Origin of the sequence: Vogesella sp., from assembly GCF_046297735.1 — a bacterium.
GTDB lineage: Bacteria > Pseudomonadota > Gammaproteobacteria > Burkholderiales > Chromobacteriaceae > Vogesella > Vogesella urethralis.
Window position 1 is genome coordinate 230,277 of the sequence record NZ_JBKBHK010000001.1, and the last position, 25,770, is coordinate 256,046.

24 protein-coding genes are annotated in these 25,770 nt (G+C 63.4%); 9 read left to right on the forward strand and 15 right to left on the reverse strand.

Annotation, left to right across the window (positions count from 1 at the left end):
* Positions 1 to 118: 118 nt before the first annotated feature.
* From hchA to ACK4FZ_RS01095, 3 genes are all read right to left on the reverse strand, one after another.
* Positions 119 to 994 (reverse strand): glyoxalase III HchA, encoded by an 876-nt coding sequence (gene hchA / locus ACK4FZ_RS01085; protein WP_409817899.1) that lies wholly within the window; start codon positions 992 to 994, stop codon positions 119 to 121.
* Between the two features lie 126 nt (positions 995 to 1,120).
* Positions 1,121 to 2,170, reverse strand: a complete 1,050-nt coding sequence (locus ACK4FZ_RS01090) for an RNA methyltransferase (RefSeq protein ID WP_409817900.1) — start codon at positions 2,168 to 2,170, stop codon at positions 1,121 to 1,123.
* Positions 2,171 to 2,271: 101 nt separating this feature from the next.
* Entirely contained in the window at positions 2,272 to 3,138 is an 867-nt protein-coding gene (locus tag ACK4FZ_RS01095; RefSeq protein ID WP_409817901.1) for an EamA family transporter, read from the reverse strand.
* 178 nt (positions 3,139 to 3,316) lie between these two features.
* Between ACK4FZ_RS01095 and ACK4FZ_RS01100 the strand changes: the two genes are divergently transcribed.
* Positions 3,317 to 4,165 carry a hypothetical protein gene (locus ACK4FZ_RS01100; RefSeq protein WP_409817902.1) on the forward strand — a complete coding sequence of 283 codons (849 nt, stop codon included), beginning with the start codon at positions 3,317 to 3,319 and terminating at the stop codon, positions 4,163 to 4,165.
* An 8-nt stretch (positions 4,166 to 4,173) separates the two neighbouring features.
* Here the strand turns inward: ACK4FZ_RS01100 and ACK4FZ_RS01105 are convergent, their stop codons facing one another.
* From ACK4FZ_RS01105 to ACK4FZ_RS01125, 5 genes are all read right to left on the reverse strand, one after another.
* Positions 4,174 to 5,394: an MFS transporter gene (locus tag ACK4FZ_RS01105; protein WP_409817903.1), complete on the reverse strand. Its 1,221-nt coding sequence runs from the start codon at positions 5,392 to 5,394 to the stop codon at positions 4,174 to 4,176.
* On the reverse strand, positions 5,395 to 5,844 hold the full coding sequence (locus tag ACK4FZ_RS01110; protein WP_409817904.1) for a pseudoazurin: 450 nt from the start codon (positions 5,842 to 5,844) through the stop codon (positions 5,395 to 5,397).
* Positions 5,838 to 6,620 carry an ABC transporter ATP-binding protein gene (locus ACK4FZ_RS01115; RefSeq protein WP_409817905.1) on the reverse strand — a complete coding sequence of 261 codons (783 nt, stop codon included), beginning with the start codon at positions 6,618 to 6,620 and terminating at the stop codon, positions 5,838 to 5,840. The genes ACK4FZ_RS01110 and ACK4FZ_RS01115 overlap by 7 nt, the downstream gene beginning before the upstream one ends.
* The gene (locus tag ACK4FZ_RS01120; protein ID WP_409818167.1) at positions 6,613 to 7,662 is read right to left on the reverse strand and encodes a FecCD family ABC transporter permease; all 1,050 of its coding nucleotides are present in this window, start codon (positions 7,660 to 7,662) and stop codon (positions 6,613 to 6,615) included. Before ACK4FZ_RS01120 ends, ACK4FZ_RS01115 begins: the two co-directional genes overlap by 8 nt.
* Positions 7,663 to 7,761: 99 nt before the next feature.
* Complete coding sequence (locus ACK4FZ_RS01125; RefSeq protein ID WP_409817906.1) at positions 7,762 to 8,724, reverse strand: ABC transporter substrate-binding protein; 963 nt, start codon at positions 8,722 to 8,724, stop codon at positions 7,762 to 7,764.
* 30 nt (positions 8,725 to 8,754) lie between these two features.
* Between ACK4FZ_RS01125 and ACK4FZ_RS01130 the strand changes: the two genes are divergently transcribed.
* Positions 8,755 to 9,402 carry an ABC transporter substrate-binding protein gene (locus ACK4FZ_RS01130; protein WP_409817907.1) on the forward strand — a complete coding sequence of 216 codons (648 nt, stop codon included), beginning with the start codon at positions 8,755 to 8,757 and terminating at the stop codon, positions 9,400 to 9,402.
* A 68-nt stretch (positions 9,403 to 9,470) separates the two neighbouring features.
* On the opposite strand, the gene ACK4FZ_RS01135 is transcribed toward ACK4FZ_RS01130, so the two are convergent.
* Positions 9,471 to 10,190 carry a BPL-N domain-containing protein gene (locus tag ACK4FZ_RS01135; protein ID WP_409817908.1) on the reverse strand — a complete coding sequence of 240 codons (720 nt, stop codon included), beginning with the start codon at positions 10,188 to 10,190 and terminating at the stop codon, positions 9,471 to 9,473.
* A gap of 163 nt (positions 10,191 to 10,353) precedes the next feature.
* On the opposite strand from ACK4FZ_RS01135, the gene ACK4FZ_RS01140 reads away from it, so the two are divergent.
* The 5 genes from ACK4FZ_RS01140 (at position 10,354) to ACK4FZ_RS01160 (ending at position 17,894) form a co-directional block, all read left to right on the forward strand.
* Positions 10,354 to 11,013 (forward strand): hypothetical protein, encoded by a 660-nt coding sequence (locus ACK4FZ_RS01140; protein ID WP_409817909.1) that lies wholly within the window; start codon positions 10,354 to 10,356, stop codon positions 11,011 to 11,013.
* A gap of 111 nt (positions 11,014 to 11,124) precedes the next feature.
* A complete protein-coding gene (locus ACK4FZ_RS01145) occupies positions 11,125 to 11,658 on the forward strand; it encodes a PAS domain-containing protein (protein ID WP_409817910.1) in 534 nt (177 codons plus the stop codon).
* A gap of 13 nt (positions 11,659 to 11,671) precedes the next feature.
* On the forward strand, positions 11,672 to 13,177 hold the full coding sequence (locus ACK4FZ_RS01150; protein WP_409817911.1) for a methyl-accepting chemotaxis protein: 1,506 nt from the start codon (positions 11,672 to 11,674) through the stop codon (positions 13,175 to 13,177).
* Between the two features lie 89 nt (positions 13,178 to 13,266).
* A complete protein-coding gene (gene sbcD / locus ACK4FZ_RS01155; protein ID WP_409817912.1) occupies positions 13,267 to 14,487 on the forward strand; it encodes an exonuclease subunit SbcD in 1,221 nt (406 codons plus the stop codon).
* Positions 14,484 to 17,894 carry an AAA family ATPase gene (locus ACK4FZ_RS01160; RefSeq protein WP_409817913.1) on the forward strand — a complete coding sequence of 1,137 codons (3,411 nt, stop codon included), beginning with the start codon at positions 14,484 to 14,486 and terminating at the stop codon, positions 17,892 to 17,894. The genes sbcD and ACK4FZ_RS01160 overlap by 4 nt, the downstream gene beginning before the upstream one ends.
* Before the next feature lie 149 nt (positions 17,895 to 18,043).
* On the opposite strand, the gene ACK4FZ_RS01165 is transcribed toward ACK4FZ_RS01160, so the two are convergent.
* The 3 genes from ACK4FZ_RS01165 to ACK4FZ_RS01175 form a co-directional block, all read right to left on the reverse strand.
* Positions 18,044 to 18,253, reverse strand: a complete 210-nt coding sequence (locus tag ACK4FZ_RS01165; RefSeq protein WP_409817914.1) for a hypothetical protein — start codon at positions 18,251 to 18,253, stop codon at positions 18,044 to 18,046.
* Positions 18,254 to 18,264: 11 nt separating this feature from the next.
* The gene (locus ACK4FZ_RS01170; protein ID WP_409817915.1) at positions 18,265 to 19,317 is read right to left on the reverse strand and encodes an NADP(H)-dependent aldo-keto reductase; all 1,053 of its coding nucleotides are present in this window, start codon (positions 19,315 to 19,317) and stop codon (positions 18,265 to 18,267) included.
* Between the two features lie 141 nt (positions 19,318 to 19,458).
* A complete protein-coding gene (locus ACK4FZ_RS01175) occupies positions 19,459 to 19,941 on the reverse strand; it encodes an Lrp/AsnC family transcriptional regulator (RefSeq protein ID WP_409817916.1) in 483 nt (160 codons plus the stop codon).
* 120 nt (positions 19,942 to 20,061) lie between these two features.
* Here ACK4FZ_RS01175 and ACK4FZ_RS01180 point away from each other — a divergent pair, with 120 nt between their 5' ends.
* Complete coding sequence (locus ACK4FZ_RS01180) at positions 20,062 to 21,090, forward strand: histone deacetylase family protein (protein ID WP_409817917.1); 1,029 nt, start codon at positions 20,062 to 20,064, stop codon at positions 21,088 to 21,090.
* Between the two features lie 102 nt (positions 21,091 to 21,192).
* Here the strand turns inward: ACK4FZ_RS01180 and ACK4FZ_RS01185 are convergent, their stop codons facing one another.
* Positions 21,193 to 21,933 carry a substrate-binding periplasmic protein gene (locus ACK4FZ_RS01185; RefSeq protein ID WP_409817918.1) on the reverse strand — a complete coding sequence of 247 codons (741 nt, stop codon included), beginning with the start codon at positions 21,931 to 21,933 and terminating at the stop codon, positions 21,193 to 21,195.
* A 239-nt stretch (positions 21,934 to 22,172) separates the two neighbouring features.
* On the opposite strand from ACK4FZ_RS01185, the gene ACK4FZ_RS01190 reads away from it, so the two are divergent.
* Complete coding sequence (locus tag ACK4FZ_RS01190) at positions 22,173 to 23,759, forward strand: methyl-accepting chemotaxis protein (protein WP_409817919.1); 1,587 nt, start codon at positions 22,173 to 22,175, stop codon at positions 23,757 to 23,759.
* A gap of 223 nt (positions 23,760 to 23,982) precedes the next feature.
* On the opposite strand, the gene ACK4FZ_RS01195 is transcribed toward ACK4FZ_RS01190, so the two are convergent.
* Positions 23,983 to 24,477, reverse strand: coding sequence for an REP-associated tyrosine transposase (locus ACK4FZ_RS01195; RefSeq protein WP_144374026.1), 495 nt, complete (start codon positions 24,475 to 24,477; stop codon positions 23,983 to 23,985).
* 222 nt (positions 24,478 to 24,699) lie between these two features.
* Complete coding sequence (locus tag ACK4FZ_RS01200) at positions 24,700 to 25,716, reverse strand: retron St85 family RNA-directed DNA polymerase (RefSeq protein WP_409817920.1); 1,017 nt, start codon at positions 25,714 to 25,716, stop codon at positions 24,700 to 24,702.
* Positions 25,717 to 25,770: the final 54 nt, after the last annotated feature.

Sequence of the window (25,770 nt, forward strand, 5' to 3'; positions counted from 1 at the left end):
AGTGTGGCGCAAATCTTTGCCACGCATGGCGAAGATTATTGAGCATGCCCTTCAGCCGCCCTGACAAAGACAACCCAGCGTGCAGGGCGGCTATGGGCATGGCCCGCCAGATTGTGGCTTAGTGGCCGTACTTCTCCAGTAACGCGTTGGCCGCCAGACGCCCCAGCGCATTGGACGCCAGTGGCGAGTCGCCAGTCAGCAGCAGGCGGTCGCGGTGACACTGGCCGCTAATCCCCTCATTCAGCACCGTCATGCCCAGTTGTTGCAGCTTTGCGGCCAACAACCAAGGCATCGGCCCCGGCATGTAACCGATGTCCAGATTGGCGCCGGCGTCAATGGCGTCGGGGAACACGCATAGCGAATAGCCGCTGAACAAAAAGTTGTCATCTGCCTCATCCACTGCTGCCGCCAGCAAGCCGGCCGGGCCATGGCAGAGCGAGATGACGAAGCGCTCGTGCTGTATGGCCCAGTGCAGCGCTTGTTTCAGGTCGCGACTGAACGGCAGGCCATTGAGTGCAGCGTGGCCACCGGGAATGAACAGCGCCAGGTAAGGCGCTGTGCTGTTACCCAGCTGCGGCAACACGTCGGCCAGCTTGCGCGGGGCCTGGAGCTGCGGCAGCAACTGCTGGTAAAAATCCTGCACTGCCGTGTCGGCATGGGGCATGGCCCAGTGTTCCAGCTTGGCGGCGTTGCCGGAGAGCGTAGCGATCTCGATGGCAAAACCGGCTCGGTGCAGGTGCAGCAGTGGCAGCAAGGTCTCGACCGGGTGGTTGCCGGTGGAAAACAGTTTGCCGTTGGCCATCTTCAGATAGCGTTCGTCGCTGGCTATTACCAGCACCTTGCCATCACCACGGTAAGGCTGCGGGTAATCGCCGCCGTCGAAGTCGGTGTGCGGGGAGGTATACAGTGACAGCGAATAGGGAGAGGGGAAAAAAGCGTTGTATTCGGCCGTATCGGCCGCCGGTGCGTGGCTAAGGGGGGCTGGCTGGCTCATGCGCGGTCTCCTGTGAAAAAACGGGATGCCGCCGTCAGGCGACATGCGCTGCCAGCATAGTCGTTAATCAGCCCCGCGTTTAACGAATGCCGTAGGGCAAGAAATAGCCCCCGTAGCATGCATTTGTCAAAATTGCTGCGATTTGCGGCGCAGCAGGCGGCTATGGTCGATCACACTGGCGGCGCGTGCGCGCAGTTGGCCGCAGCCACCGTCTACGTCCTGCCCCGCCGAGTTGCGTACCTTGGTCAGGACGCCGTGTTCGTGCAGATAGCGGCGGATGGCAAGTACACGGGCATCATCCGGCCGCTGGTAACTATCGCCTTCCACACTGTTGTAGGGGATGACGTTCAGCAAACCGTAGCGGCCCTTCAGTAGCCGGATGACGGCGTCCAGTTCTTGCTGGGTGTCGTTGATGCCGGCCAGCAGGGTCCACTGGTACTGGATGGGGTAGCCGACCTGGCGGGCGTAGGCGTCGCCCATCTCCACCAGCTGTTCCGGTGTCAGCCGCGGCGCGCGCGGTAGCAACTGGGCGCGCAGTTCGGCGCGGGTGGTATGCAAGGATAGCGCCAGTGCCGGCTTTACCCGCAGCTGCGGCAGGCGCTCGAACACCCGCTCGTCACCTACCGTGGAAAACACCAGGTTCTTGTGGCCGATATTGCCGTCGGTTCCCAGCAGCTCGATGGCTTCCAGCACGTTGTCCAGATTGTGCGCCGGTTCGCCCATGCCCATGAATACCACTTTTTTCACCGGACGCAGCTGGCGCGCCAGCGCCACCTGGGCCGCAATCTCGGCGCTACCCAGCTGCCGCAGCAAGCCAGATTTACCGGTCATGCAGAACGTACAGCCGACGGCGCACCCCACCTGGCTGGACACGCACAAGCCATCGCGTGGCAACAGCACGCTTTCCACCATTTGTTCGTCTGCCAGCTTGACCAGCAGGCGCAAAGAGCCGTCCGCGGCTTCGTGCTGTGAGTGGATGCGCGCCAGCGCGGCCATTTGTGCGCTGATCGGCGGCAAGCCGTCGCGTACCGATAGCGGAAAGTAGTGTTCGCTCTTCTGGTGGCGGGTGCCGTTGTCCAGCGGCAGGCCCTTGAGCCAGGCACGATTGATACGGCCGATGTGACAGGGGCGCGCGCCGATGGCGGCCAACTGCTGGTGAAAATCCTGGATACGCATGAATCTGGGGCAGCGCGAGCTGCCGCTGTAAAACGATGAGAGGGCAGAGGGTACCGCAAGCCGGCACAAACTGCATGCCCGACACGCCTCTGCACGGCTGGCTATAGCGTTGCTCGCGATGAAGTCTGGCCCAGACGGTTCAGCCATAGCGATAGCAAGATCACCCCGCCACCCAGCGCCAGCCTTTGCAGGTCGGTGTCGCGGTGCCACAGCAGCACGTTAACCAGCAAGCCAGCCGGTACGTGCAATTCGTTCATGATGGCCAGCGTGCCGGCACTGACGCGGGTACTGCCTTTCACCCACCAGTACATGCCCAGCGCCGTGGCAAACACGCCCATATACAGCAACACCCCCCATTGCAGGCTGGTCTGCGGCAGGCGCGAACTGTCGCCAAACAGCAAGAAAGAAGGCAGCGCCAGCAGCATGGCACCCAGAAAAAAGTGGCCGAACAGGCGGTGCAGCGGCACTGCGGTGGGGTAGCGCTGTAGCAGGCGGCGGCATAATACCTGGCCGGCGGCAAAGGTGAGGTTGGCCAGCTGCAGCAACAGGAAACCGGTGAGGTAATCCCCCGTCAGCGGCTGGAAGCGGATGATGATGCCGCCGCCCACCGCCACTGCTGCGGCCAACAGTGCCCAGTAGTTGAGCCGGCGCGAGAGGGCGTCGTCCAGCAGGGTGACGTAGATTGGTGTCAGCACGGTAAACAGCAAGACTTCGGCTACCGTCAGTACATGGAAGCTGCGGTAAAGGCACAGGTAGGTCACACCAAACTGCAGCGCGCCAGCCAGCCAGAAGCCGCCCAACAGCCGGCGTGGCAAACCGCGCCAGGTGGTAAACGGCAGGAACAGCGCGGTGGCCACCAGCACGCGCAGCAGCACGGCAAAGTCACTGTCCACTTTGCCGGCCAGGTATTCGCCGATCAGGCTGAAAGAAAACGCCCACAAGGCGGTGACGGTGATCAGATAAGGCATGGCTGTCGGGGCCAAAAAAGCGGAAGGGCGGATGATAGTCTCACCGGCACTGACAGCAAAGCGCCACCGCCGATAGTCACGCCACCAGCTTGATAGCACTTCGCAATTTGATAGATTAATATTATTAATAATGCCGATACGCCTCGGCTAGAATGCTGTTTTGTCTTGGGAAATGCCCATGCCACGACTTTCCCTTGCACTGCCACTGTTACTGATGGCTACCATGCCCACCCAGGCTGCAGCTTCCTCGCAGGCGCCGAGCTTAGTCTTCAATATTGCCGCCCGCGAGGTGGGTTTGCAGCAATACGGGCCAGCCGCCATCCTGCAGCAAGCGGTGCCGCGCGCCTGTAAACACTGCGACGTCAGACTGCGGCCGATGGCGGCCGTCAAAAATCGTGTCATTAGCGAGTTGCGCAATGACAATCGGGCTATCAACGTGTTTGCTGGCGGCTATAGCGCACACCGCGAAAAGCAGCTTGACCGCATTCCGATCAACCTGGACAGCGGCCTGAATGGTATGCGCTTGCTGATTAGCCGCCAGGCGGATGCCGATGCGCTGGCTGCGGTGCGTACCCTGCCTGACTTGCAGCGCTTGCGCATTGGCCAGGTACGAGACTGGCCCGATACTGCCATCCTGCGCGACAACGGGCTGTCGGTCGAACCCGCGCTGAGTATGGCGTCATTGCTGGGCATGCTGCAGCATCGCCGTTTCGACGTCGTGCTATGGTCTGCCCGCGAGGCCTTGCTGAACGAAGCAGACCTGATACGCCGTGGCCTGCAGGTGCACCGCCATCTGGCCGTATGTTACCCGGCCGGCCAGTTTTTCCATGTAACAAGGCAAGACACGCAACGTTTTGCCACCATCGAAAGTGGCCTGCGAGCCATGCAGCAGGACGGCAGCTTGCGCCGACTGCAGCGCGAAGCGCGGGCGGCCATTCAATCCAGCTTGGGCCAATCCGTCAGCTACCTCCACTTGCGCTCCACGCACAGTGTGCTCGGCCAGCAAGACCCGTGCGAATCACCCTGAACGTGCTGCTAGCCTTGTGCCGTCCGCTCCTGACGCAACTGGCGGTACAGCAAAGCGCCCGCCAGCAGGCCGGCGGCGGCCAATCCGTACCATAGCGCTGGCGGCGGCGTGCTGCCAGCCTCGCCCAGTACGGCACCGATGCCCACATTGGCCAACAAGGCCACGCAACCGCCGCTGCTGGCGTGAAAGCCGTAATAGCCACCCAGTGGCTGCTGCCCGGCGTAATGCGGCAGATGCGCCGAGAACAGCGGGTAGCACAGGATGGACCCCAGCGAAAACAGCACCGCCATGCCCAACACCGCCAGCGCTGGCCAGCTGGCCAGCCATGCCAGCAGCAGGTAGCTGCTGCCCATCAGTGCCAGCCCCAAGCCCATGCCGGTGGCCAAGCCCAGCCGTTGCTGCACCAGACGGGTGGCGGCCAACTGCATGCACACCCCGATGGCGGCGGTAACGGTGAATACGCTGCCCAGCAGCCAGGTGGCATGCGGCTGGCTGTGAATGAAGGCGGGCACCGCCAGGTACAGCTGGTGGAACAGCAGCGAGTAACAGCTGGCCAGCGCGGTAAAGCGCAGGAACGCACGGTTCTGCAGCAGCGTGCGCCATTGTTGCCAGATGCTGTCCTTGCCGCGCTGCGCGCGGGGTGGTTCGCCCGGCAGGACGCGCCACTGCAGCACGGTCAGCAACAGGAACACGCCGCCTGACACCATGCCGGTCAGCCCATAGCTGACACCGGTCAGCAGCATGCCTGCCAGCGGCCCCAACAGCATGCCGGCCTCGCTGGCCAGATTGTGCAGGGCAAACGCCTGCTGCCTTTGCGTGACATCGCGGCACTCGGCGGCCAGATAGGCTTGCGCGCACGGCGTGAACAGCGCCCCGGCAAAACCGGTAAGAAAGGCGGCCAGTAACAGCAGCGGCAAGTGCTCGGCCCAACCCAGCAGCGCAAAGCCGGCACTGCGCACCAGGCAGCCGCCGATAATGGCCGGGCGGTAGCCGATGCGGTCGCCCAGCGTACCGCCCAGCAAGAACAAACCCTGCTGGCTGAACACGCGCATGCCCATCACCAGACCGGCGGCCCAGCCGGCCATGCCCAGCGTGCCGCCCAGGTGCTGCGCTAGGAAGGGCATCATCATGTAGAAGCCCAGATTGAAGGCCAGGCCGTTGGCGACCAGCAGCCGTGCCGCCGGGCTTAGTTGCTGCCACGTACGGCGGCTGTCGGCAAGCGATGCCATTCAGGGTGCCACTTGTTGCAGCAGCGCATCCACGCGCTGGCTGTTGCTGTACATGCGGCCTTTCTGTGCCTGCATGCTGGCTTGCACCGCTGCCAGGTTGGCCGCAGGCCCGGCCTGGATCAGCCCGATCATGCCCATCATCAGGTGGGGCGGGCACTGGTAAAAGTACAGGCCGGGCTGGCCAAGGGTGACGGTATAGGCCTGATCTTCGCTGCTTTGCCAGTTGCTGGCACCGGCAGGTACCGCCAGGCTGCGCACGTAGTGGCCGCTGGTTTCCGGCACAAAGCGTACGGTGTCGCCTACTTCGGCGCGGACAAAGGCGGGCTCAAACACCATGGTGGCACCATCGCTGCCGATGTTTAGCATGCGGACAACGTGCTCGGCGGCCAACGCCGGGGTGGCGAGGGTAGCCAGCAGCAGGGCAGTGGCCAGGGGGTGACGGTTCAGCATGGTTGCGGGTGCTCCTGTCTCAGGGTACGGATATACGGTTGGCCGTCGCGGTCGTGGTGGATGTCTACCGGCACCTGGTACAGGCGGCTGATCAGCGCGGCGTCCAGCACCTGGGCAGGCGGGCCAAAGGCCTGCAGCTTGCCGCCGGCCAGTACGATCAGCTGGTCGGCAAACTGGGCGGCCAGGTTGAGGTCGTGCAGTACTACCAGGCTTACCCACTGTTTGGCGCGGGTCTGGTGGTGCAGGTGTTCCATCAATTGCATCTGGTGTTGCAGGTCCAGCGCGCTGACCGGTTCGTCCAGCATCATGATGTGCGGGTCGCGCAGCAGCACCTGGGCAAACAGCACCATCTGGCGTTGCCCGCCGCTGAGCGAGTACAGCGCCCGGTCGGCCAGGTGGGCGATGCCCAGCGCCTGCAGCGCTTGCAGCGCAGCCAGAATGTCTTCGTCGGCCAGGCGCATGCTCAGGCTGTCCAGGCGGCCCAGTACCACCACTTCCAGCACGCTCAGGTCCAGCTCCAGCTGGATGTTCTGCGGCATGTAGCCAAAGCGTTTGCGCCAGCGCGCCAGATGCAGCCGCGACAGCGGCTCGCCGTCAAAACGGATGTCACCTGCTTCGGGGGCAAGCTCGCCGAACAGCGCACGCAGCAAGCTGGTCTTGCCGGTGCCGTTGGGGCCGATGATCACGTGCAGCTGGCCGGGCTGCAGTTGCAGGTTCAGCCCGTCTACCAGCGTTTGCTTGCCGATGGCCAGCGTCAGTTTGTTCAGCTCAAGCACGTTTGCGCCCCTTTCCCAGGATCAGCCAGATGAAAAACGGCACGCCGATGATGGCGGTGACGATACCGATCGGGAACAAGACCCCGGGGATGATGGATTTGGACAGTACCGACGACACTGACAGCATGCAGGCGCCGCACAAGGCAGAAAGCGGAATCAGGAAGCGCTGGTCTTCGCCGATCAGCATGCGGGCGATGTGCGGTGCCACCAGGCCGATAAAGCCGATGATGCCGACAAAGCTGATGGCGGTAGCCGTCATCAAGGCCACCAGCACCAGCGTTTTCAGGCGCAGACGGGTAACGTCTACCCCCAGGCTGCGTGCCCGTGCCTCACCCAGCCGCAGGCAGGTAAGCTGCCATGCGTCGCGGTACAGCAGGACGGCACAGAGTACGGTTACCGCGGCAGTAATGGCCAGCGAGTCCCAGGTGGTACGCATCAGGCTGCCGAACAGCCAGAACACGATCTGCTGGTTCAGCTCCGGCGACGACAGGAACTGCAGCAGCGACAGCAGCGACTGGAACAGGAACAGCAAGGCAATGCCGGCCAGGATGATGGTCTGGCTGCTCACGTGCTGCATCAGCGCCAGGCCGAACAGCAAGCCTGCGGCCAACATGCAGCAAACAAAGGCACCCACCGGAATGGCAATCAGCGGTGACAGGCCGAAACCGCCGCTGACCAGCGCCAGCGCGGCACCAAATCCGGCCGCCGCCGCCAGGCCCAGCGTAAACGGGCTGGCCAGCGGGTTGTCCAGCAGGGTCTGCATCTGCGCGCCGCCCAGGCCCAGCGCCGCGCCAACGACCAGCGCCATCAGCGCAATGGGCAGGCGCATGTCCATCACGATGGCCTGGGTCATGCTGTCGGCTTGCGATGGCGACAGCAAGGTGGTCACCACGTCACGCAATGGCAGCAGTGACGGGCCGGTGGCGACGTCCAGCAGCAGGCTGCCGGCAATCAGCAGTACAAAGAACAGCAGGTAACGCCAGCGGCGCTTTTCGCGTGAGCGCTGGCGGGCAAGTGCGCTGTGTAGCGCGGTGGAATCCAGCATGGGTGACTCCGGTACGGGAAACGGAAAAAGGCAGGCCTGTAGCCTGCCGGTGTAAAAAGGGCCAGCGTGCAACCCGGTTGCCCGGGTTGCCGGCGCTTACAGGCCCACCATGAAGGTACCGCCGGCAGCAACCGGCAAGTAGCGTTGGTAGAAGCGCAGGTAGTTGGCCTCTGGCTGGAGGTCTTTGAACAGCGACGGGTACAGCGCCTTGGCCATGAACTGCACCATGGTGTAGTCCAGTATCGTGCGCGATGCGCCCTGGTAGACGCCATAGACACGCTGGTTCTTCACTGCCGGCAGGCTGGCCCAGCCACTGCGCTGGCTGAAACCCTGCAGGCGCTGGGTGGCGATCTTGCGGTCCACGCCCTGGCCCAGCAGCATGGCGGTAGGGTTCTTGGTGGATTCGGTACCAGAGATGAACACCACCTCCGGTTGTGCTGCCAGCACCTTTTCCGGGTTCATCGGGCCGTACCATTCCACGAACGGTGCGGCAATATTGTCGCCGCCGGCCAGCGCACCCAGCGGGCCCCACATGCCCTTGCCGTAGCTGAAGCCGTATTCGGACGGCCCCTTGTTGCCGAATTCCACGTAGAAGCGCGGCTTGGGCAGGCCGGCCTTGGCGATGCGCTGCTGCACCTGGGTGATGGCTTGGGTGTACTCGTTGGCCAGCTGGGTGGCGCGTTTTTCGTCACCGGCAATCTTGCCCAGCAGCAGGGTGCTGGCGCGGTGATTGGCCGGCAGCTCCATGTTGTAGTCCACCACCACCACCGGCACACCGGCGTCCTCCAGGCGCTTCACGTCCGGGCCCAGGCCCTTGTACTGCCATTCGGCCAGTACCAGCACGTCCGGCTTCAGCGCCAGCACTTTTTCAACCGAGAAGGTCTGCACTTCTACCTCGCCCACGTCGGCCAGTGTTTTCAGCGACGGGCGCTTGGCGCTAAACAGTGCCCAGTTGGCCGGGCGCCAGCCTTCCCATGCTTCGCGCGAGATGCCTACCACCTTGTCGTACGCCTTTTCGCCGCCAATGGCCATGTAGTCTTCGAAGTAGAAGCCCAGCACCACGCGCTTGGCGGGCAGGTCCAGTTTGACTTGGCCAGCACCCGCATCCTGGGGCAGATCAGCGGCGAAACCGACCGCGCGCAGCGTATTGCCAATGACTACCGCCAGGTAGTGGAAACCATTACCCAGCGCGTCGCCAAGGCCAAGCGTACGCCGCCGCGCATCTATATCGAGCTGGGCGACAAGGGCCCGGCCGAATACAGCTATACCTGTGGCAAGAATATGTGGGGTGCCATGGCCCAGCTGGCTGGCGGGGACAATATTGCCCAGCCGTTTGTCAAAGACTGGGGCACCATTCACCCGGAACAGCTGATGGCCAGCAAGCCAGAAGTCATCCTGATCGCCGGTTACGAAAGCGTTACCAGCCCCAGCGCCATGCAAATCGGCCAGGACATTGCGGCCACCAGCGCCTTGCAGCGGCTGAAGGGCTTTACCCAGCGCCCCGGCTGGGCCGACCTGCCAGCGGTGAAAAACCAGCGCGTCTACGCCGTGTACCACGGTGCAACCCGTAGCGTGATGGACGCCGCCTTGCTGCAGTACGTCGCCAAAACGCTGTACCCGGACCTGTTCCGCGACCTGAACCCGTTGGCGACCTACCTGGGCTTCTACCAGCGCTACCTGCCTATCCGCCCGCACGGCACCTTCATGCTGGGCCTGAACGGTAGCGACAAGCTGTAATAGCCGACTGCCTCGGCCGTAGCCGCGCCCCCGTTGCCAGACTGTCTGCACCGGGGGCGCGTTGCCGTTCAGCGCACCGCTGCCGGCAGGGGTAGCCAGGCCAGTGCGCGGTAGAACAGATCGGTATTCAAACCGTACTGCAAGGTCAGGCCGTCGCTGCGGTACCAGTCGGCATCGGCCTCGAAGTGCGGGCCGATCAGCAGTAACCGGCCCTTGCCGTAGCGGCTACCCAGCGCGGCAATGCGGCCGCTGGCCTGATAGCGGGCAAGTACGCTGGCACCGGCCGGCGGTGTAGTACCCATGTGTGGCCCACTCTGGTTGTATACCCGGCGTACCTGTTTGCCCCAGCGCATCGGCAGTAGCGAAGGCGCAGGATCGGCTACTTCCGCGTGCAGCTCGTCGATGGCCAGCAGGCCGAAAGCCGGCGTCGCCGCCGCGCGGTCGCTGTAGCGCGCCGCCAGGTAGGCGCCGGCACAAATCCCCAGGTAGTGGCCACCGTTGGCCACAAAGCGGCGCAACGCTTGTACCTGGGCTGGCTGCAAGGCCTGCAGGGTTTCATCGATATCGTCGGAGCCGCCCGGCTGTACATAGAGTGTGGCACCCCGCAGCCGTTGCGCCGACAGCGTGTGCTCGTCCACATAGCTGACGCGATGGTGCTGCTGTTGCAGCAGCTTGCCTACCGCTTCCGGGCAACCGTCACACGTGCCGGCACCGCGGAAGATCACCACGTTGGCCGCCAAGGAGGGGAGGGCCAGCAGGCCCGTCAGCAAAATCAGGTAACGTGTCATGGACGCATTCCGTTTTATCAGGACAGATCCGGGCATGCTGGCAGAATAGCGGCCCGCTGCCTGCTGGCTATTAGGGCATGATTTGCCACCGGCATACTGCTTGGCTCTATTGATATAGTCGGACGGCATGTTCATTCACCTGAATTACCGGCACGGGATCATCATGAGCCAGGCACACTACGACACCCTGAAGCAGCGGCACCGTCAGGTGCGCGACCACTACCCGGAAAACCTCAACCTGCGCTTGCATCGGGCACTCAGCTGGTGGCAACGCGCGCTGCAGGCAGACGATGACGACGGCCGCTTTATTTTCTTGTGGATCGCGTTCAATGCTGCCTATGCGCAAGATATCGAAGACAGCCAGCGCTTGTCGGAGCAGGCCAGCTTCCAGGCCTTCCTGCAAAAACTGCACGGGCTGGACCACGCGCGGCAGCTGCACAACCTGGTGTGGCAGGAGTACGCCGGCAATATCCGCGTCATGCTGGATACGCCGTATCTGTTCCAGAGCTTCTGGGACCATCAAAGCGGCAAGATCAGCCAGCAAGACTGGCTGCAGCGTTTCGAACAGGGCAAGCGCCGTGCGCTGCATGCGCTGGCCAGCGGCGATACGCCAGCCTTGCTGGGCGTAGTGTTCAACCGGCTTTATACCTTGCGCAACCAGCTGGTACATGGCGGCGCCACCTGGAATAGCCAGGTCAACCGCAAGCAGCTGCGCGACTGCGTGCGTCTGTTGGGCAAGCTGATTCCGGTACTGATCACGCTGATGCTGGAACACCCCGATACCCTGTGGGGCGACGCGGTATACCCGGTAGTGGCGGCCTGAATGGCGGCATGCCCCGGTTTTTGCTGATCTTGGTCAAGCATATCGATGGCATGTCCATGGCATGTCAAGCCCATGCTAAGTTGCCTGCAAACATAATCCGCAGGGGCAAGCATGAAGCAGCGAGTGGTACCCACGCAGCGAGAAATACCGTTCAGCAGCGAAGAGCTGATCGTCAGCAAGACCGACCTCAAAGGCCGCATCACCTACGCCAACAAAACCTTTATGCGCATGGCCGACTTCAGCGAAGAGCAGCTGATCGACGTGCAGCACAACATCATCCGCCACCCGGACATGCCGCGTGGCGCTTTTTTCGGGCTGTGGCAGACGCTGCAGCAACAGCGCGAGTTTTTTGGCTTCGTCAAGAACATGACCGCCAACGGCGACCACTACTGGGTATTTGCCGACGTGCGCCCCGACTACCAGGATGGCAAGGTGGTCGGTTACTTCTCGGTACGCCGTCCCATCACCATCACCATGCGCACCACCATGGAAGGCATTTACCGTGACATGCTGAGCATCGAGCAGCAAGCCGGTACCGCCAATGCCCCGCAAGCCTCATGGCAATGGCTGATGCAAACGCTGGCCAACCGCAAAACCAGTTACGAGCGTTTCATCCTCGACCTGTACCAACAAGAAGCCCTGTAAGCCGAGACCTGTCATGACCGAAGTCCTTTCCCGCACCAGCTCCGTCAGCCGTGGCCACCTGTTCATCGGCCAGCACCAGATGCTGGCGTATGGCCTGTTCCTGCTGCTGACCGTCATCATGGCCGGCCTCAGCCTGTGGCACGACGGCCCCAGCCTGACCAATACCATCCTGCCGCCGCTGGCCTTTGCCTTTGTCGGGCACGCGCTGTACAAGAAAAAGCGCGTCGACGAAGGCTTTGAACGCATTTACCAGGCCTTGCAGGAAGCCGCCCGCGGCAATCTGCACGTCCGTGTGACGCGCACCAAAGGCCTGGGCGAAGTCGGCAAGATCGCCTGGGCGCTGAATGATTTTCTCGACATTGTCGAATCGCACTCCAAAGACGTACAGGGCTGTTTCGAGCGCGCCAGCCACGGCGAATATTACCGGCGCGCGTTTGTGGACGGCCTACCCGGCGAGTTTGCCGACCTGTCGCGCAATATCAATGCTTCGCTGGACGCCATGCAGCAGGTGGCAGAGCTGTCGCGGCGCAACCAGCTGCTGGGCGAGCTGCATACCCAGAACACGGCCGGCTTGCTGCGCAACCTCAAGGGCAACCAGCTGGACCTGATCACGCTGAGCCAGCAAATGGAAAAAGCGCTGGCCAACGCCGACGAAGGCCGTCAGGGTGCCAGCGACAGCATGGTTACCGTGGCCGCCCTCAGTAGTGAACTGCAAGGCATGAACGAAGAAATGCAGGGCATGGCAGCCAGCGCCCGCCAGCTGGCGGAGGAAAGCACCCGTATCGGGCAGACCGTGGCGCTGATTTCCGACATTACCGATCAGACCAACCTGCTGGCGCTGAATGCCGCCATCGAAGCGGCGCGTGCCGGCGAGGTTGGCCGCGGTTTTGCCGTGGTGGCCGACGAAGTACGCAAGCTGGCCGACCGTACCCACAACGCCACCGGCGAGATCAGCGTGGTGATTGCGTCGCTGTCGGCGCGTATCGAAACCATCGTCGAGCAGGTGTTGCGCCTGGGCGGGCAAAGCGCCGATATCAGCGGCAAGGTAGGCGGCTTCCGCGATGGTTTCCAGCGTGTGGAACGTACCGCGGCGGCCAACATCAGCAATGTGTCCTACGCCAAGGACCTGGCGTTTGCCTCGCTGGTGAAGCTGGATCACGTCATCTTCATGCAGAACGGCTACTCGGCGCTGGAGCGCGGGCTGGACAGCGACGCCGCCGGTGCGGTGAAGGTGGATCACCAGGCTTGCCGCCTAGGCAAGTGGTACTACGAAGGCGGCGGCAAGGCGCAGTTTGGCGCTTACCCCAGCTTCCGTGGCATCGAGGCACCGCATCAGCAAGTTCACCACGCGGTGCACCAGGCGCTGCACCATCTGGCCGAAGACTGGATGCACGATAACCAGACGCTGGACGCCATCATTGCCAGCATGGCGCGCGCCGACGCTGCCAGCGCCGACGTGGTGCGGCTGATCAATGCCATGGTGGACGAAAAGTATCCGGGTACCCGCCAGGCGGTCTGAGCATAAGTAGCGCAGACGCTGCGGCCAACCTTGCACGCCCGCACGGCGGGCTTGTTACAATCGGCGCATCGTTTCGTCATGGCTCCCACATGCGCCTTTTGCACACTTCCGACTGGCACCTCGGCCAGCACTTTCTTGGCAAGACCCGCCTGGCCGAACACCAGGCTTTTCTGGACTGGCTGCTGCTGCAGGTGCAGCAACACGCGGTAGACGCCGTCATCGTCGCCGGTGACGTGTTCGATACCGGCGCACCGCCCAGCTATGCCCGCGAATGCTACAACCGGCTGGTAGTGGCGCTGCACCAGCTGGGCTGCCGGCTGCTGGTGTTGGGCGGCAATCACGACTCGGTGGCCACGCTGGGTGAAAGCGGCCCGCTGCTGGCCTGCCTGGGTGCCAGTGTGGTGCCGGCGGTAGCGGCCAACCCCGACGAGCAAGTGCTGGTGTTGCCGCAGCGAAACGGCCAGCCCGGCGCCATCGTGTGTGCCATTCCGTTCATTCGCGCCCGCGACGTGATGCAAAGCCAGGCCGGCCAAAGCGCCGAAGACAAACAGCTCACCCTGCAAGCCGCCATCCACGCCCATTACCAGGCTGTTTACCAGGCCGCCTGTGCCCGGCGCGAGGCGCTGGGCCTGCCGCTGCCCATTGTGGCTACCGGCCACCTTACTACCGTCGGCGCCAGCGCCAGCGAGGCGGTGCGCGAGATCTACGTGGGCGCGCTGGAAGCGTTTCCCACCAGCGCCTTTCCGCCGGCCGATTACATTGCGCTGGGCCATATCCATCGCCCGCAGCGGGTAGGCGGCCTGGAGCACATCCGCTACAGCGGCTCGCCGATTGCCCTGGGTTTTGACGAAGCCCGGCAGCAAAAAGAAGTGCTGCTGGTCGACCTGGAGCCGCTGGGCCTGATGGGCATTACCGCGCTGCCGGTGCCGTGTTTCCAGCCCATGCTGTCGCTGGCCGGCACGCTGGACGAGCTGGCGCCGCAGTTGCAGCAGGCCGCCAGCCTGGGCGAGGGCGGCAAACCGGTGTGGCTGGATATCCAGGTACGCGGCGACGACTACCTCAGCGACCTGCAGCCTCGCGTGCAGGCGCTGTGCGACGGCCTGCCGGTAGAGGTGCTGCGCCTGCGCCGCGCGCGCAGCAACGCCCCGGCCGCGCTGCAAGCCAGCCAGCGCGAAACGCTGGACGAGCTGACGCCGTTCGACGTGTTCGACAAGCGCCTGGCGCAAGAGCAGCTGGACGACGCGCTGCGCGCACAGTTGGCCGCACGCTACGCCAGCGTGGTGGCCAGCCTGCAGGAGGGCACGGCATGAAGATCCTGACCCTGCGCCTGAAAAACCTCAACGCGCTGCAAGGCGAATGGCACATCGACTTCACCCGGCCACCGTTTGCCGGTAGCGGCCTGTTTGCCATTACCGGCCCCACCGGCGCCGGCAAATCCACGCTGCTGGACGCCATCTGCCTGGCGCTATACCACGAAACGCCGCGCCTGAAGACCATCTCCGCCTCGGCCAACGACATCATGAGCCGCCACACCGCCGACTGCCTGGCCGAGGTGGCGTTCGAGGTCAAAGGCCAGGTCTACCGCGCGTTCTGGAGCCAGCGCCGCGCCCGCGACAAGGCCGACGGCGCGCTGCAAGCGCCCAAGGTGGAGCTGGCCAGCGCCGACGGCACCATCCTCACCACCCACATCAACGACAAGCTGCGCCGCATCGAAGCCATTACCGGCCTAGACTTTGCCCGCTTTACCAAGTCCATGCTGCTGGCGCAGGGCGGCTTTGCCGCCTTCCTGAATGCCAGCGCCAACGAGCGCGCCGAACTGCTGGAAGAACTCACCGGCAGCGACATCTACGGCCAGATCTCGCAGCGCGTGTTCGAGCAGGCGCGTGACGCCCGCGAACAGCTGGCCCAGCTGCAAGCCCGCGCCGACGGCGTGCAGCTGCTGGACGACGAGCGCCGCAGCCAGATGCAGGCCGAGGCCGAGGCGTTAGGCACGCAGCTGGCCAGCCTGCAGGCCGAGCACGGCAGCGTGCTGGGCTGGCGCCAGTGGCGGCAGGCACTGCAGCAGGCCGAACACGACGCCGGCCAGGCCGAGGCTGCGCTGTTGGCCGCACAGCAGGCGCTGGCGGACGCCGCGCCGCAGCAGCACGCCTTGCAGCTGGCCGAGCCGGCCGAGGCGCTGCGTCCGGCATGGCAGGCCTGGCAAGACGCGGCCGGCCGGCAGCAGCACACGCAACACGCGCTGCAGCAGCTGGCCCGCCAGCTGGACGACACCGCACAGCGCCGGCGCCACGCCCACTGGCAAGGCTGGCAGTGCGCTAGCCGCCTGGCCGTGGCGGCCGCGCAGCAGCACCAGCAGGCGCAGCAGCAGCAGGACGAGCTGGCCAACTGGCTAGGTCAGCACGCGCACCTTGCTGGCCTGGGCGAGCAACTGGCCGGCTGGCAGGTGCGTCAGCACGCCGCCAGTGAGGCCGCGCAAGCCATTGCCCGGCAGCGGCAGGCGCAACAAGCACAACAGGCGGCACTGGACGAGGCGCAGCAGCAGTTGGCTGCCAGCCAGCAGCAGCTGGCCGCCGCGGACGCCGAACTGCACGACAGCGAAGCGGCGCTGGCCGCCGCCGATGCGCAGCTGGACGGCCTGTTGCAAGGCCAGCCCTTGGCCACACTACGCAACGACTGGGCCGCCGCCCGCGACCAGCAGCAAAGCTGGCAACAGCGCCAGCAAGAGGCCGAACGCCTGCGCCAGCTGGACAGTACCCGCCGCCAGCAGCAGGACGAGCTGGTGGCCGTGCAGCAGCAACAGCACGCGGCACAGGCGCAGCTGACACAGCTGCGTGCCGATTACCGCCAATTGAAAGAGCAGGTTGCCGACAAACGGCAGCTGCTGGCACAGGAGCAGCGCATCCAGAGCCTGGAAGCCCACCGCGCCGCCTTGCAGCCGGGCGAAGCCTGCCCGCTATGCGGTGCCCACGAGCACCCCGGTATCGCCGCCTACCGCCAGCTGGACGTCTCCGACACCGAGCGCGCGCTGAAGCAGAAAGAAGCCGAACTTGCGCAACGGGAAGAGCAGGGCCGGCTGGCCGGTGCCGAACTGGCACGGCTGGAAGGCAGCCAGCAGCGGCTGCAGCAGGCGCTGGACGCCACCGTGGCCGCACACATGCAGGCCGAGGCCGCCTGGCAAACGCAGGCCGGTTCGTTGCCATGGCAGGACGCGGCCGCCATCGACACCAGCCTGGCCGCCGCCCGAGAGCGACAGGCCACACTGCAGCAGCGGCTGCAGCAGGCCGAACTGGCCGAGGCGGCGCAGCAGACGGCACGCCAGCGTACCGACGCCATCCGGCAGCGCCGGCAGTTGGCGGATCAGCAATGCGCGTTGCAACAACAGGCCTGCCAGCACGCCGGCAGCGCCCTCGCCACGCTGGCGGCCAACCTGCAGCAAGCCGAACAGCAACACACCGCCGCGATGGCGGCCTTGCAGGCTGACATTGCCGCCAGCGGCATCACCTGGCAGCAAGACCTGGCGGCCACCCTGGCTACCTGCGGCCAACTATGGCAGCAATGGCAGGCGCAGCAACAGGCCAGCCAGACGCTGGCGCCACAGTTGGCCACCTTGCAGCAACACGCCCACGCGGCCAGCCAGCTGGCCGGCCAGTGGCAGCAACGCTGGCAGGCCCTGCAGCTGCCAGCCCCCGACGCGGTGGCCGATACCGGGCCGGACCTGGCGCACTGGACGGCCAGCGTGGAAGCCAGCAGCGCCGAGCTGGCGGCTTTGCAGGGCCAGCAGGTGCAGCTGACGGCCGACCTGGCCCGCGACGACGACGCCCTGGCCCGGCAGCTAGCCGCGTGGCAGGCCGCCTTGGCCGCCAGCCCGTTTGCCGACGAAACCGCCTGGCAGCAAGCCAGCCTGCCGGCCGAGGCCAGGCAAGCCTTGCAGACCCGCCTGCAGCAGCTGACCGCTGCGGTACAGGCCGCCGCCAGCGTGCAGCAGCATGCTGCCCAGGCTTTGCAGGGCTTGCAGCAACAGGCACTCACCACGCTGGGCCTGGCCGAGCTGGACGCCCGGCTGGCGGCGCTGGATAGCCAGCGCCAGCAGTTATCGCAACAGCTGGGCGCGCTGCAGGCCTTGCTGCAGGACGACGCCAGCCGCCGCCAGCAGCAACAGGCGCTGCTGGCCGACATTGCGCAGCAGGCTGGCGAGGCCGACCTGTGGCAGCGGCTGAACAGCCTGATCGGCTCGCGCGAGGGCGACAAATACCGCAAGTTTGCACAAGGGCTGACGCTGGACCACCTGATGCACCTGGCCAACCGCCACCTGGCACGGCTGCACGGCCGCTACCTGCTGCAGCGCAAGTGCAGTGGCGAACTGGAGCTGGAAATTGTCGATACCTGGCAGGCCGACGCCGTGCGCGACACGCGCACGCTGTCCGGCGGGGAAAGCTTTCTGGTGAGCATGGCGCTGGCGCTGGCGCTGTCCGACCTGGTCAGCCACAAGACGTCGATCGATTCGCTGTTTCTGGACGAAGGCTTCGGCACGCTAGACGGCGATACGCTGGAAGTGGCGCTGGACGCGCTGGACGCCATCCAGGCCAGCGGCAAGATGATCGGCGTCATCAGTCACGTAGACGCGATGAAAGAACGTATCGGCAGCCAGATCCGCCTGCACAAGGGCGGCGGCTTGGGCGTGTCCACGCTGCAGATTGTCGGGCCGGGCGTGGCCTGACCCCGGCAAGCAGGTGGGCAGGCGAGGGGGCAAAAGGTTGGCCGCAAGCCGGATGTACGGTGTTGCGGCCAAGCTTCTTCATTGCAGCCGAGTGGTAGCCCGGATAAGGCGCAGCCGCATCCGGGGAGGGCATTCACGCGGTTAGCCGCTCACCGCCTCAGCATAGACCCTAGCCCGATAAGCCAACGGCGCATCCGGGGAGGGCACTCGCCCAGGCAACCGCCTGCCGCCTCAGGGCAGCGCGCCGGGCAGGCCAGCGACACGCGCCAGTCGGCGTCGCGCACGCGGTTCAGCATGCCCAGCGCGATCAGCGAATCCAGCTCGTTGAAACCGTCGAAGGTGAGGATGGCAATGTGCATGGCGTGCTCGCTCAGGGAGCCGGGTTGGGTTGGCCGTGGTGGATGGCGTCGATGGCGGCCAGCGTGTCGGCGTCCAGCGTCAGGCTGAGGCTGGCCAGGTTTTCCTTCAGCTGCGGCAGGGTGGTGGCGCCGATGATGTTGCTGGTCACAAACGGGCGGCTGTTGACGAAGGCCAGCGCCATCTGCGCCGGGTTGAGGCCGCGTGCTTCGGCCAGTGCCACGTAGCGTTCGGTAGCGGCTTCGGCTTGCGGGTTGCTGTAGCGGGTGAAACGGTCGAACAGCGACAGCCGCGCACCGGCCGGGCGGGCGCCGTCACGGTATTTGCCGCTGAGCATGCCGAAGGCCAGCGGCGAGTAGGCCAGCAGGCCGACGCCGTCGCGGTGGCTGAATTCGGACAGGCCGTTTTCGAAGCTGCGGTTCAGCAGGCTGTAGGCGTTCTGGATGCTGGCAATGCGCGGCAGGCCACGGTATTCGGCGGCGGCCAGAAAGCGCGCCACGCCCCACGGGCTTTCGTTGGAGACGCCGATGGCGCGCACCTTGCCGTCGCGGATGAAATCCTGCAGCACGGCCAGCGTTTCTTCGATGGCCACGCTGCCGGCCGGGTCGTCCTGGTACGGGTACAGCGCCTGGCCGAAGATGTTCACGTTGCGGTCCGGCCAGTGCAGCTGGTACAGGTCCACGTAATCGGTTTGCAGCCGGCGCAGGCTGTCGTGCAGCGCTTCGGTGAGGTTGGCGCGGCTGAAATGGGTACGGCCAGCGCGGATATGGCTGGGGCGTTTCGGGTCGCTGCTGGGGCCGGCGGCCTTGGTGGCCAGCACGATGCGGTCGCGGCGGCCGCCGGCGGCCAGCCAGTTGCCGATGTATTGTTCGGTGCGGCCCTGGGTTTCCGGGCGTGGCGGTACCGGGTACATCTCGGCGGTGTCGATCAGGTTGACGCCGTGTTCCAGCGCCAGGTCCAGCTGGCTGTGGGCGTCGGCTTCGCTGTTTTGCTCGCCCCAGGTCATGGTGCCCAGCGAGATCAGGCTGACGTCGATGCCGGTATGGCCAAGGGTGCGGTATTGCATGGCAGGGGGCTTTCTCGATAAGGGGTTGGGCAAGGTTGGCCGCGTTGGCGACCGTAGCGAACCAGTGTAGCGCAGCGGTTGGCCGGGCAGGCAAGGTGGGGGCAAAACACGGTGTTCTGCAGCGCTGCCAGGGCGCGTTGTTTACTCGCCCAGCGGTAGCCGGCTATCGGCTTTCACTTCCTTTAGCGCCAGGTTGGAATGAATGGTGTGGATGCCGGGGATGGCGCGCAGCCATTCCACAAACTGGCTGTAGTGGTCCAGGTTGGCCGCCACCACCACCAGCATGTAGTCGGCGTTGCCGGTTATCTTGTGGCAGGCCAGCACTTGCGCGTGGTCGCCAATCAGCGCCTCGAAGGCGTTGGGCTGCGGATTGCCGACGCTGGCAAAACTGAGGCTGACGTAGGCCAGCACGTCCAGCCCCAGGCGGCGCCGGTCCAGGTTGGCCTGATAGTCGCGGATATAGCCGTCGTCCTGCAGCCGTTTTAGCCGGCGCCAGCACGGCGTCACGCTCAGCGCCAGCCGTTCGGCCAGCTGCGGGGTAGACAGCGCGCCGTCTTGTTGCACGTGGCGCAGAATGGCACGGTCGGTGGCGTCCAGGGTGTTGCTGGCGGTTTCTTTTTTCATGATGGCTTTTTTGCTGGTTTTCTTTGCCCGTATTCTGCATTGGCGGGCAAGAAAAGCAAAAATATTGCCCGGCGCCGGGCGTAGACTGGCCGTTATTCCGACTGCCTTGAGGCCACCGCCATGCTGACCATCTATAGCCCCGACCACCAGCTGCACCACGCCAGCGAACTGAAAGACGGCAAGGTGTCGCCGTGTTTTGAGATGCCGGAACGCGCCGAAATCGTGCTGGCGCGCAGCCTGCAGGTAGGGCTGGGCGATATCGTGGCGCCGCAGGCATTTGGGCCGGAACACTACGCCCGCGTACACAGCAAGCGCTATGTACGCTTTTTGCAGCAGGCCTGGGGCGAGTGGCAGGCACTGGGCCACCAGCACGACGCGCTGCCGCTGGTTTGGCCGGTGCGTGACCTGCGCAGCGACATCGAACCGGAACACATCGACGGCAAGCTGGGCTTTTATGCCATGGACGCCGGGGTGGCCATTACCGCCGGCACCTGGCAGGCCGTGAGCAGTAGCGCCAACCTGGCGCTGACCGGCGCCAGCCTGCTGCACGGCGGCCAACGCAGTGCCTTTGCACTGTGCCGCCCGCCCGGCCACCACGCCGCTGCCGAGTACATGGGCGGCTACTGCTACCTTAACAACGCCGCCATTGCCGCGCAGTGGAGCCGCGACAACGGCAGCCAGCGCGTGGCGGTGCTGGACGTGGACTTCCACCATGGCAACGGCACGCAGAGCATCTTTTATGACCGTGACGACGTGCTGTTCGTGTCGCTGCACGGCGACCCGCGCCGATCCTACCCGTATTTTTCCGGCCACCGCGACGAAACCGGCCGTGGCGCCGGCCTGGGCTTCAACCTCAACTATCCGCTGCCGCACGGCACGGCGTGGGATGGCTACGGCGAGGCGCTGCAGCACGCCTGCGGCCAACTGCGTCAGTACCGACCCGACCTGCTGGTGGTGTCGCTGGGGGTGGATACCTACGAAGGCGACCCGATCAGCCACTTCCGCCTGACCACGGCCGATTTCTGCCGCATCGGCGCCGCCATTGCGGCGGTGGGCGTGCCGACGCTGTTCGTGATGGAAGGCGGCTACAGGGTGGACGAAATCGGCATCAATGCCGTGAACGTGCTGCAGGGTTTTGAAAACGCATGAGGGGCAGCAGCTTGCGCTTGCCGCCTTACCGCGGCCCGCTGCGGTTAGCCGGCAAGGGGGCGGCACTGCGGGTGGCGGCGCTGTTCACCGTTCTGGCAGGCGTTAGCGCCCGGTAGTGGCCGGCGAGCGGGCCGTGCCCATTTGCCGCAAAGCGGTATTGATGCGGTCCATCAGCACCACATTGCCGGGGGTAAACGGCAGCGCGATATAGGTAGCGTTGCTGACGACCAGGCCACCATCACGCAATGCCTGGCGCTGGCGCGGGTGGTGCTGCAGCAGGTAATGCACCGAATCTTTCACCGCCAGGACGCCGTCCAGCCGTCGTGCACGCAGTTTGCCGATGTTTTGCGCGTCCGACTCGCTGGTTTCCAGCACCACCTCACCGCGCTGCTGCATCTGCTGCAGCGTGTCGCTGTAGTACCAGCCGGCCAGCGTGCCCAGCCGCGTGCCAACCAGCTGCTCGGCCCGCTGTGCCTGCAAGCTGGAGGCGGGCAGGGTAAACAGGTGCACGTCTTCTTGCCAGATAGGGTCGGAATACAGGTAACGCGCTGCGCGCTCGGCGTTCTTGTATAGCCCGGCCACGCCATGCTGCGACAAATCCAGCCCCTGCATGGCGCGGCGCCACGGCATGGCCCGAACCTGCAACGGTACGCCACTACGCTGCGCCACGGCTTGCAGAATACCTACATAAATCCCCTGCGGCTGCCGCTGCGCGTTTTCAAACGCAAACGGCGGGCTGTGGCTGTCTACTGCGATCAGCAACGGCTGGTGAGCGTGCCCTCGTACCGCCACCGCCAACAGTGCAAGCAGCAATAGCCATGCGGGCTTGTAAGTAATTTGCATGACATATGCCGCGCAAAAATCAACGCTTTAGGCTATCGTTGAACTGTTACTTATTAAATGTCTACTGTATGTCTATAGACAGATCAATCTGTTTTGCAGTCAGAACAATACCTGGCACCACGACACGTGCCGGTCTTTATTCATGTCAATTGCTTATTTATAGGTTTATTTATAATATATTGTCACCAATTGATATAAATTAACATGTAGAGGCGCGGCATTAGCCAAGGATACCCACCATGCGTAGCAACCTGCCTGTTACTCAGACCGAACGCTTTTTAGACCCCAAACGCCCCATCGTCACCAAAACCGACTTGCAGGGCACCATCACCTACGCCAACCGCGCTTTCATCGATATCAGCGGCTTTACCGAGGACGAACTGATCGGCCAGCCGCACAATATCGTGCGCCACCCCGATATGCCGTCAGAGGCATTTGAAGACATGTGGCACACCATCAAGGCCGGCCAGCCATGGCGCGGCCTGGTAAAAAACCGCAGCAAGAATGGCGACTTCTACTGGGTAGACGCTTACGCCACCCCGCTGCGCGAAAACGGCAACATCATCGGCTATATGTCAGTACGCAACAGCCCGGACCGCCAGCAAGTTGCCGCCGCCGAGCAGCTGTACGCCGCCATCCGTGCCAAGCGCGCCAGCATGCCGCGCACCCGTATCGACCACGGTGCCAGCCTGGACCGCCTGCTGTTGCTGATGGTAGCCCCCGCCGTGCTGGCGCTGTTTACCGAGCTATTGCTGCCCGACGGCGCGCAATTGGCACTTAGCCTGCTGGCTGCGGCCTGGCTGATCGCCGGCGCCCTGCTGCTGCGCCGGCAGGCCGTACAGCCGCTGGCACGCATCCGCCACGGCATCCAGCAACTGGGCGAGGGTAACTTTGCCGTGCCGTTTGTTGCCGACGGCTGTGCCGACATGCGCGACATCGGCACCGAGCTGGAATCCATGCGCATCAACACCCGTGCCGTCATTGCCGATGTGGTGGGCGGCGCCAATGACGTTGGCCATATTGCAGCGGCCGTCCACGAGCAAGCCGCTGCGCTCAAAGGGCGTGGCGAACAGGCGCTGGACGGCATTGGCCGCGTGGCCGCCGCGCTGGAACAACTGTCGGTATCGGTAACCGAAATCTCGCACGCTACACGTAACGGTGCCGGCCACGCCGACCAGGCCCGCCAGCTCACCGTGGCTGGCGAACAAGCCATGCAGCAGACCGAGCACGCCACCAGCCTGGCCATGCAGGAATTTCACGCCACCAACGACGCCATTGCCGTGTTGCAGCAATCCACGCAAGACATTGGCAATGTGGCGCTGGTGATCAAGGACATTGCCAACCAGACCAACCTGCTGGCGCTAAACGCCGCCATTGAAGCCGCCCGCGCCGGCGAAACCGGCCGCGGCTTTGCGGTAGTGGCCGACGAAGTACGCAGCCTGGCCGAGCGCACCGCCGGCAATACCAAGGAAATCGAGCAGTCCATCGACGTACTGGCGCAACGCACCGCCGAAGTCACCCGCAACATTCAGGACGCCCTGGCCCAGGTAGCCCAGGTAGAGCAGGCCGTACGTGTGGCCAGCGACAGCCTGGGTGCCATCCGTCAGGCCAGCCACGGCGTATCCAGCGCCGCACAAACCGTAGCCGACATGCTGCAGCAGCAATCTTCCACCTCCACCGAAGTCGCATTGAACATGGAATCGATGAACGCGCTGACCGAACAAAACAGCCACAACATCAGCCAGACCCACCACTACGCCGCGCAACTGCACACCACCGCCGACGACCTGCGCCGCCTGGTACAACACTTCGAGCGCCACCTGTAAACCCGCCGCCCGCCGCCATGCAGGCCAGCAGCGCATACGCAGCGACGTATAGCTGTCAAAAGCGGCAGGCCGGATAAGCCAACGCTGCAGGCGGGGCATGGCATGTTGGTTACAGGCAGCAAGCGGGCGAGGGCAGAAGCAAAAAGGTTGGCCGCATACCGGGTAAACGGTGATGCGGCCAACCTTTTTATGGTGGGGCGGTGGCGTTGCTCCCCGGATGCGGCTACGCCTTATCCGGGCTACGGTTTTGTTCCTGCCAGCGGCGGCTGTGGATGCTGGAGAACGGCCAATCATCCGCATGGACGGTCAGCCCGTGCTTCACCGGGTTGTGGTGGATATAGGCCACGTGGTGGGCAAAATCGGCCTCATCACGCAAGGTGTGCTCCCAATAGCGGCGCTGCCAGATGCCCGCCGCCCCATCCGGCCCGGCCTTGCCGCGTATGCCCAGCCGGTGCAGCCGTTTGACAAAATGCGCCTTGATGGCCTGCCAGCGCGCCGGGTAGTCATCATCACCCGGTGGCAACGTCCAGATGCAGTGCAGGTGATCGGGTAGCACCACGATGGCGTCGATCACGAATGGCCGCCGCCGCATCGTCACCCGAAACGCCTCCCGCAGCCACACCACATGCTCCACCAGATAACGCTGCCGCCGGTCCTGCAAGGTGACGGTAAAAAAGTAGCAGCCACCCGCCACGCGGTTTCGTCGATATTGCACCATCGCCCCACCTCCCGCCAGCAGCATCGCGCAACAGGGCATGGCATTAAAAACGGCAGTCAGGCCAAACCTGCGGTGGGCAATGGTTGCGGTGGGTAACAGGTAGCCCGGATAAGCCAACGGCGCATCCGGGGAAGGGTGTAGCGCCGACAAGCAGATAGCAGGCGAGGGTGAAGGCAAAAAGGTTGGCCGCATGCCCTGTAAGGGGTAATGCGGCCAACCTTTTTATGGTGGGGCGGTGGCGTTGTTTCCCGGATGCGGCTGCGCCTTATCCGGGCTGCCCGCTACGCGTGGATCCGTCTGATGCTGGGAGGCTAGTTTTTCCCAGTATCTCTTCAACTGCCGATAAGTTTTATTATCGATTCCTTTTAAAAAATTCAAATACCCTTCTGCGTATGAAATTTTGCTAGGATCATTGTCTTTTATACCGGTGTATATAATTGCCCTAAGCTCTCGATATTTTTTCCTGCCAACTCGCACTTCATTGGATACGACAAGGCCAGTCACTTTTTTTGCTCGCCTTCTACCCAAAATACAAGTTTTTTCATGCCTGAGCGAGTACCCTTCTTCGGCAATGACAACATTCAAAAATCTTAGTATTTTAGCTATATGCACTCTACTGGATGTTGATACTGTAATATCGTCGGCATACCTGGAATACGATAGATTGTTTTTCTTGGAAAAGCCTAATAGTCTTGCATCAAGTCTATGGCAAATCAAATTGGCCAACTTTGGTGAGCACGGGCCGCCCTGGGGAAGAAATCCATTAAAAGTAACTAAATTTGTTAGAGTCCAGCAAATTTGATCAGAGTATCCAATCGAGCGGAATATTGAGTAGACTTTTTTTGCTGGAGTCGAGCTAAAGAAATCTTTAATGTCAACATTGACAATGTAACTTTGACCAATGTGTATTCTTGCATTGGTGGCGATGTTTTTTCCTATTTCAAACGCCGTCGCAGCATTGCTTGAATTTAATTTGTCAAGAATATTTCTCAGTATCCAGGCCTGTATAAACTTCAACTGCCTAACTGGAGAGTGGAGTATTCTTTTGCCGTGTGGCTTCTTTGGGATCGAAAACTCTTTGTACCCAAACTTCTCATTGCGATACGCATAATAATTTATCGTAGAGACTGGAAGTCTAAGTTTGTTGCTCAAATCTGATACTGAATCGATCTCAGGAAAGCCTAGAATTCTGGCTTTGTAAAGAGCTTCAGGCTTTTTTAGAGGATGTGATGGAGGCATGGACTCTCTCCCTACGACATAAGGTCTAACATTACAGACTTGGTCTGTAAATGG

Coding starts and splice junctions, on each gene's coding strand:
- hchA (WP_409817899.1), bottom strand. CDS start 994: ATGAGCCAGCCAGCCCCCCTTAGCCACGCACCGGCGGCCGATACGGCC.
- ACK4FZ_RS01090 (WP_409817900.1), bottom strand. CDS start 2,170: ATGCGTATCCAGGATTTTCACCAGCAGTTGGCCGCCATCGGCGCGCGC.
- ACK4FZ_RS01095 (WP_409817901.1), bottom strand. CDS start 3,138: ATGCCTTATCTGATCACCGTCACCGCCTTGTGGGCGTTTTCTTTCAGC.
- ACK4FZ_RS01100 (WP_409817902.1), top strand. CDS start 3,317: ATGCCACGACTTTCCCTTGCACTGCCACTGTTACTGATGGCTACCATG.
- ACK4FZ_RS01105 (WP_409817903.1), bottom strand. CDS start 5,394: ATGGCATCGCTTGCCGACAGCCGCCGTACGTGGCAGCAACTAAGCCCG.
- ACK4FZ_RS01110 (WP_409817904.1), bottom strand. CDS start 5,844: ATGCTGAACCGTCACCCCCTGGCCACTGCCCTGCTGCTGGCTACCCTC.
- ACK4FZ_RS01135 (WP_409817908.1), bottom strand. CDS start 10,190: ATGACACGTTACCTGATTTTGCTGACGGGCCTGCTGGCCCTCCCCTCC.
- ACK4FZ_RS01140 (WP_409817909.1), top strand. CDS start 10,354: ATGAGCCAGGCACACTACGACACCCTGAAGCAGCGGCACCGTCAGGTG.
- ACK4FZ_RS01145 (WP_409817910.1), top strand. CDS start 11,125: ATGAAGCAGCGAGTGGTACCCACGCAGCGAGAAATACCGTTCAGCAGC.
- ACK4FZ_RS01150 (WP_409817911.1), top strand. CDS start 11,672: ATGACCGAAGTCCTTTCCCGCACCAGCTCCGTCAGCCGTGGCCACCTG.
- sbcD (WP_409817912.1), top strand. CDS start 13,267: ATGCGCCTTTTGCACACTTCCGACTGGCACCTCGGCCAGCACTTTCTT.
- ACK4FZ_RS01160 (WP_409817913.1), top strand. CDS start 14,484: ATGAAGATCCTGACCCTGCGCCTGAAAAACCTCAACGCGCTGCAAGGC.
- ACK4FZ_RS01165 (WP_409817914.1), bottom strand. CDS start 18,253: ATGCACATTGCCATCCTCACCTTCGACGGTTTCAACGAGCTGGATTCG.
- ACK4FZ_RS01170 (WP_409817915.1), bottom strand. CDS start 19,317: ATGCAATACCGCACCCTTGGCCATACCGGCATCGACGTCAGCCTGATC.
- ACK4FZ_RS01175 (WP_409817916.1), bottom strand. CDS start 19,941: ATGAAAAAAGAAACCGCCAGCAACACCCTGGACGCCACCGACCGTGCC.
- ACK4FZ_RS01180 (WP_409817917.1), top strand. CDS start 20,062: ATGCTGACCATCTATAGCCCCGACCACCAGCTGCACCACGCCAGCGAA.
- ACK4FZ_RS01185 (WP_409817918.1), bottom strand. CDS start 21,933: ATGCAAATTACTTACAAGCCCGCATGGCTATTGCTGCTTGCACTGTTG.
- ACK4FZ_RS01190 (WP_409817919.1), top strand. CDS start 22,173: ATGCGTAGCAACCTGCCTGTTACTCAGACCGAACGCTTTTTAGACCCC.
- ACK4FZ_RS01195 (WP_144374026.1), bottom strand. CDS start 24,477: ATGGTGCAATATCGACGAAACCGCGTGGCGGGTGGCTGCTACTTTTTT.
- ACK4FZ_RS01200 (WP_409817920.1), bottom strand. CDS start 25,716: ATGCCTCCATCACATCCTCTAAAAAAGCCTGAAGCTCTTTACAAAGCC.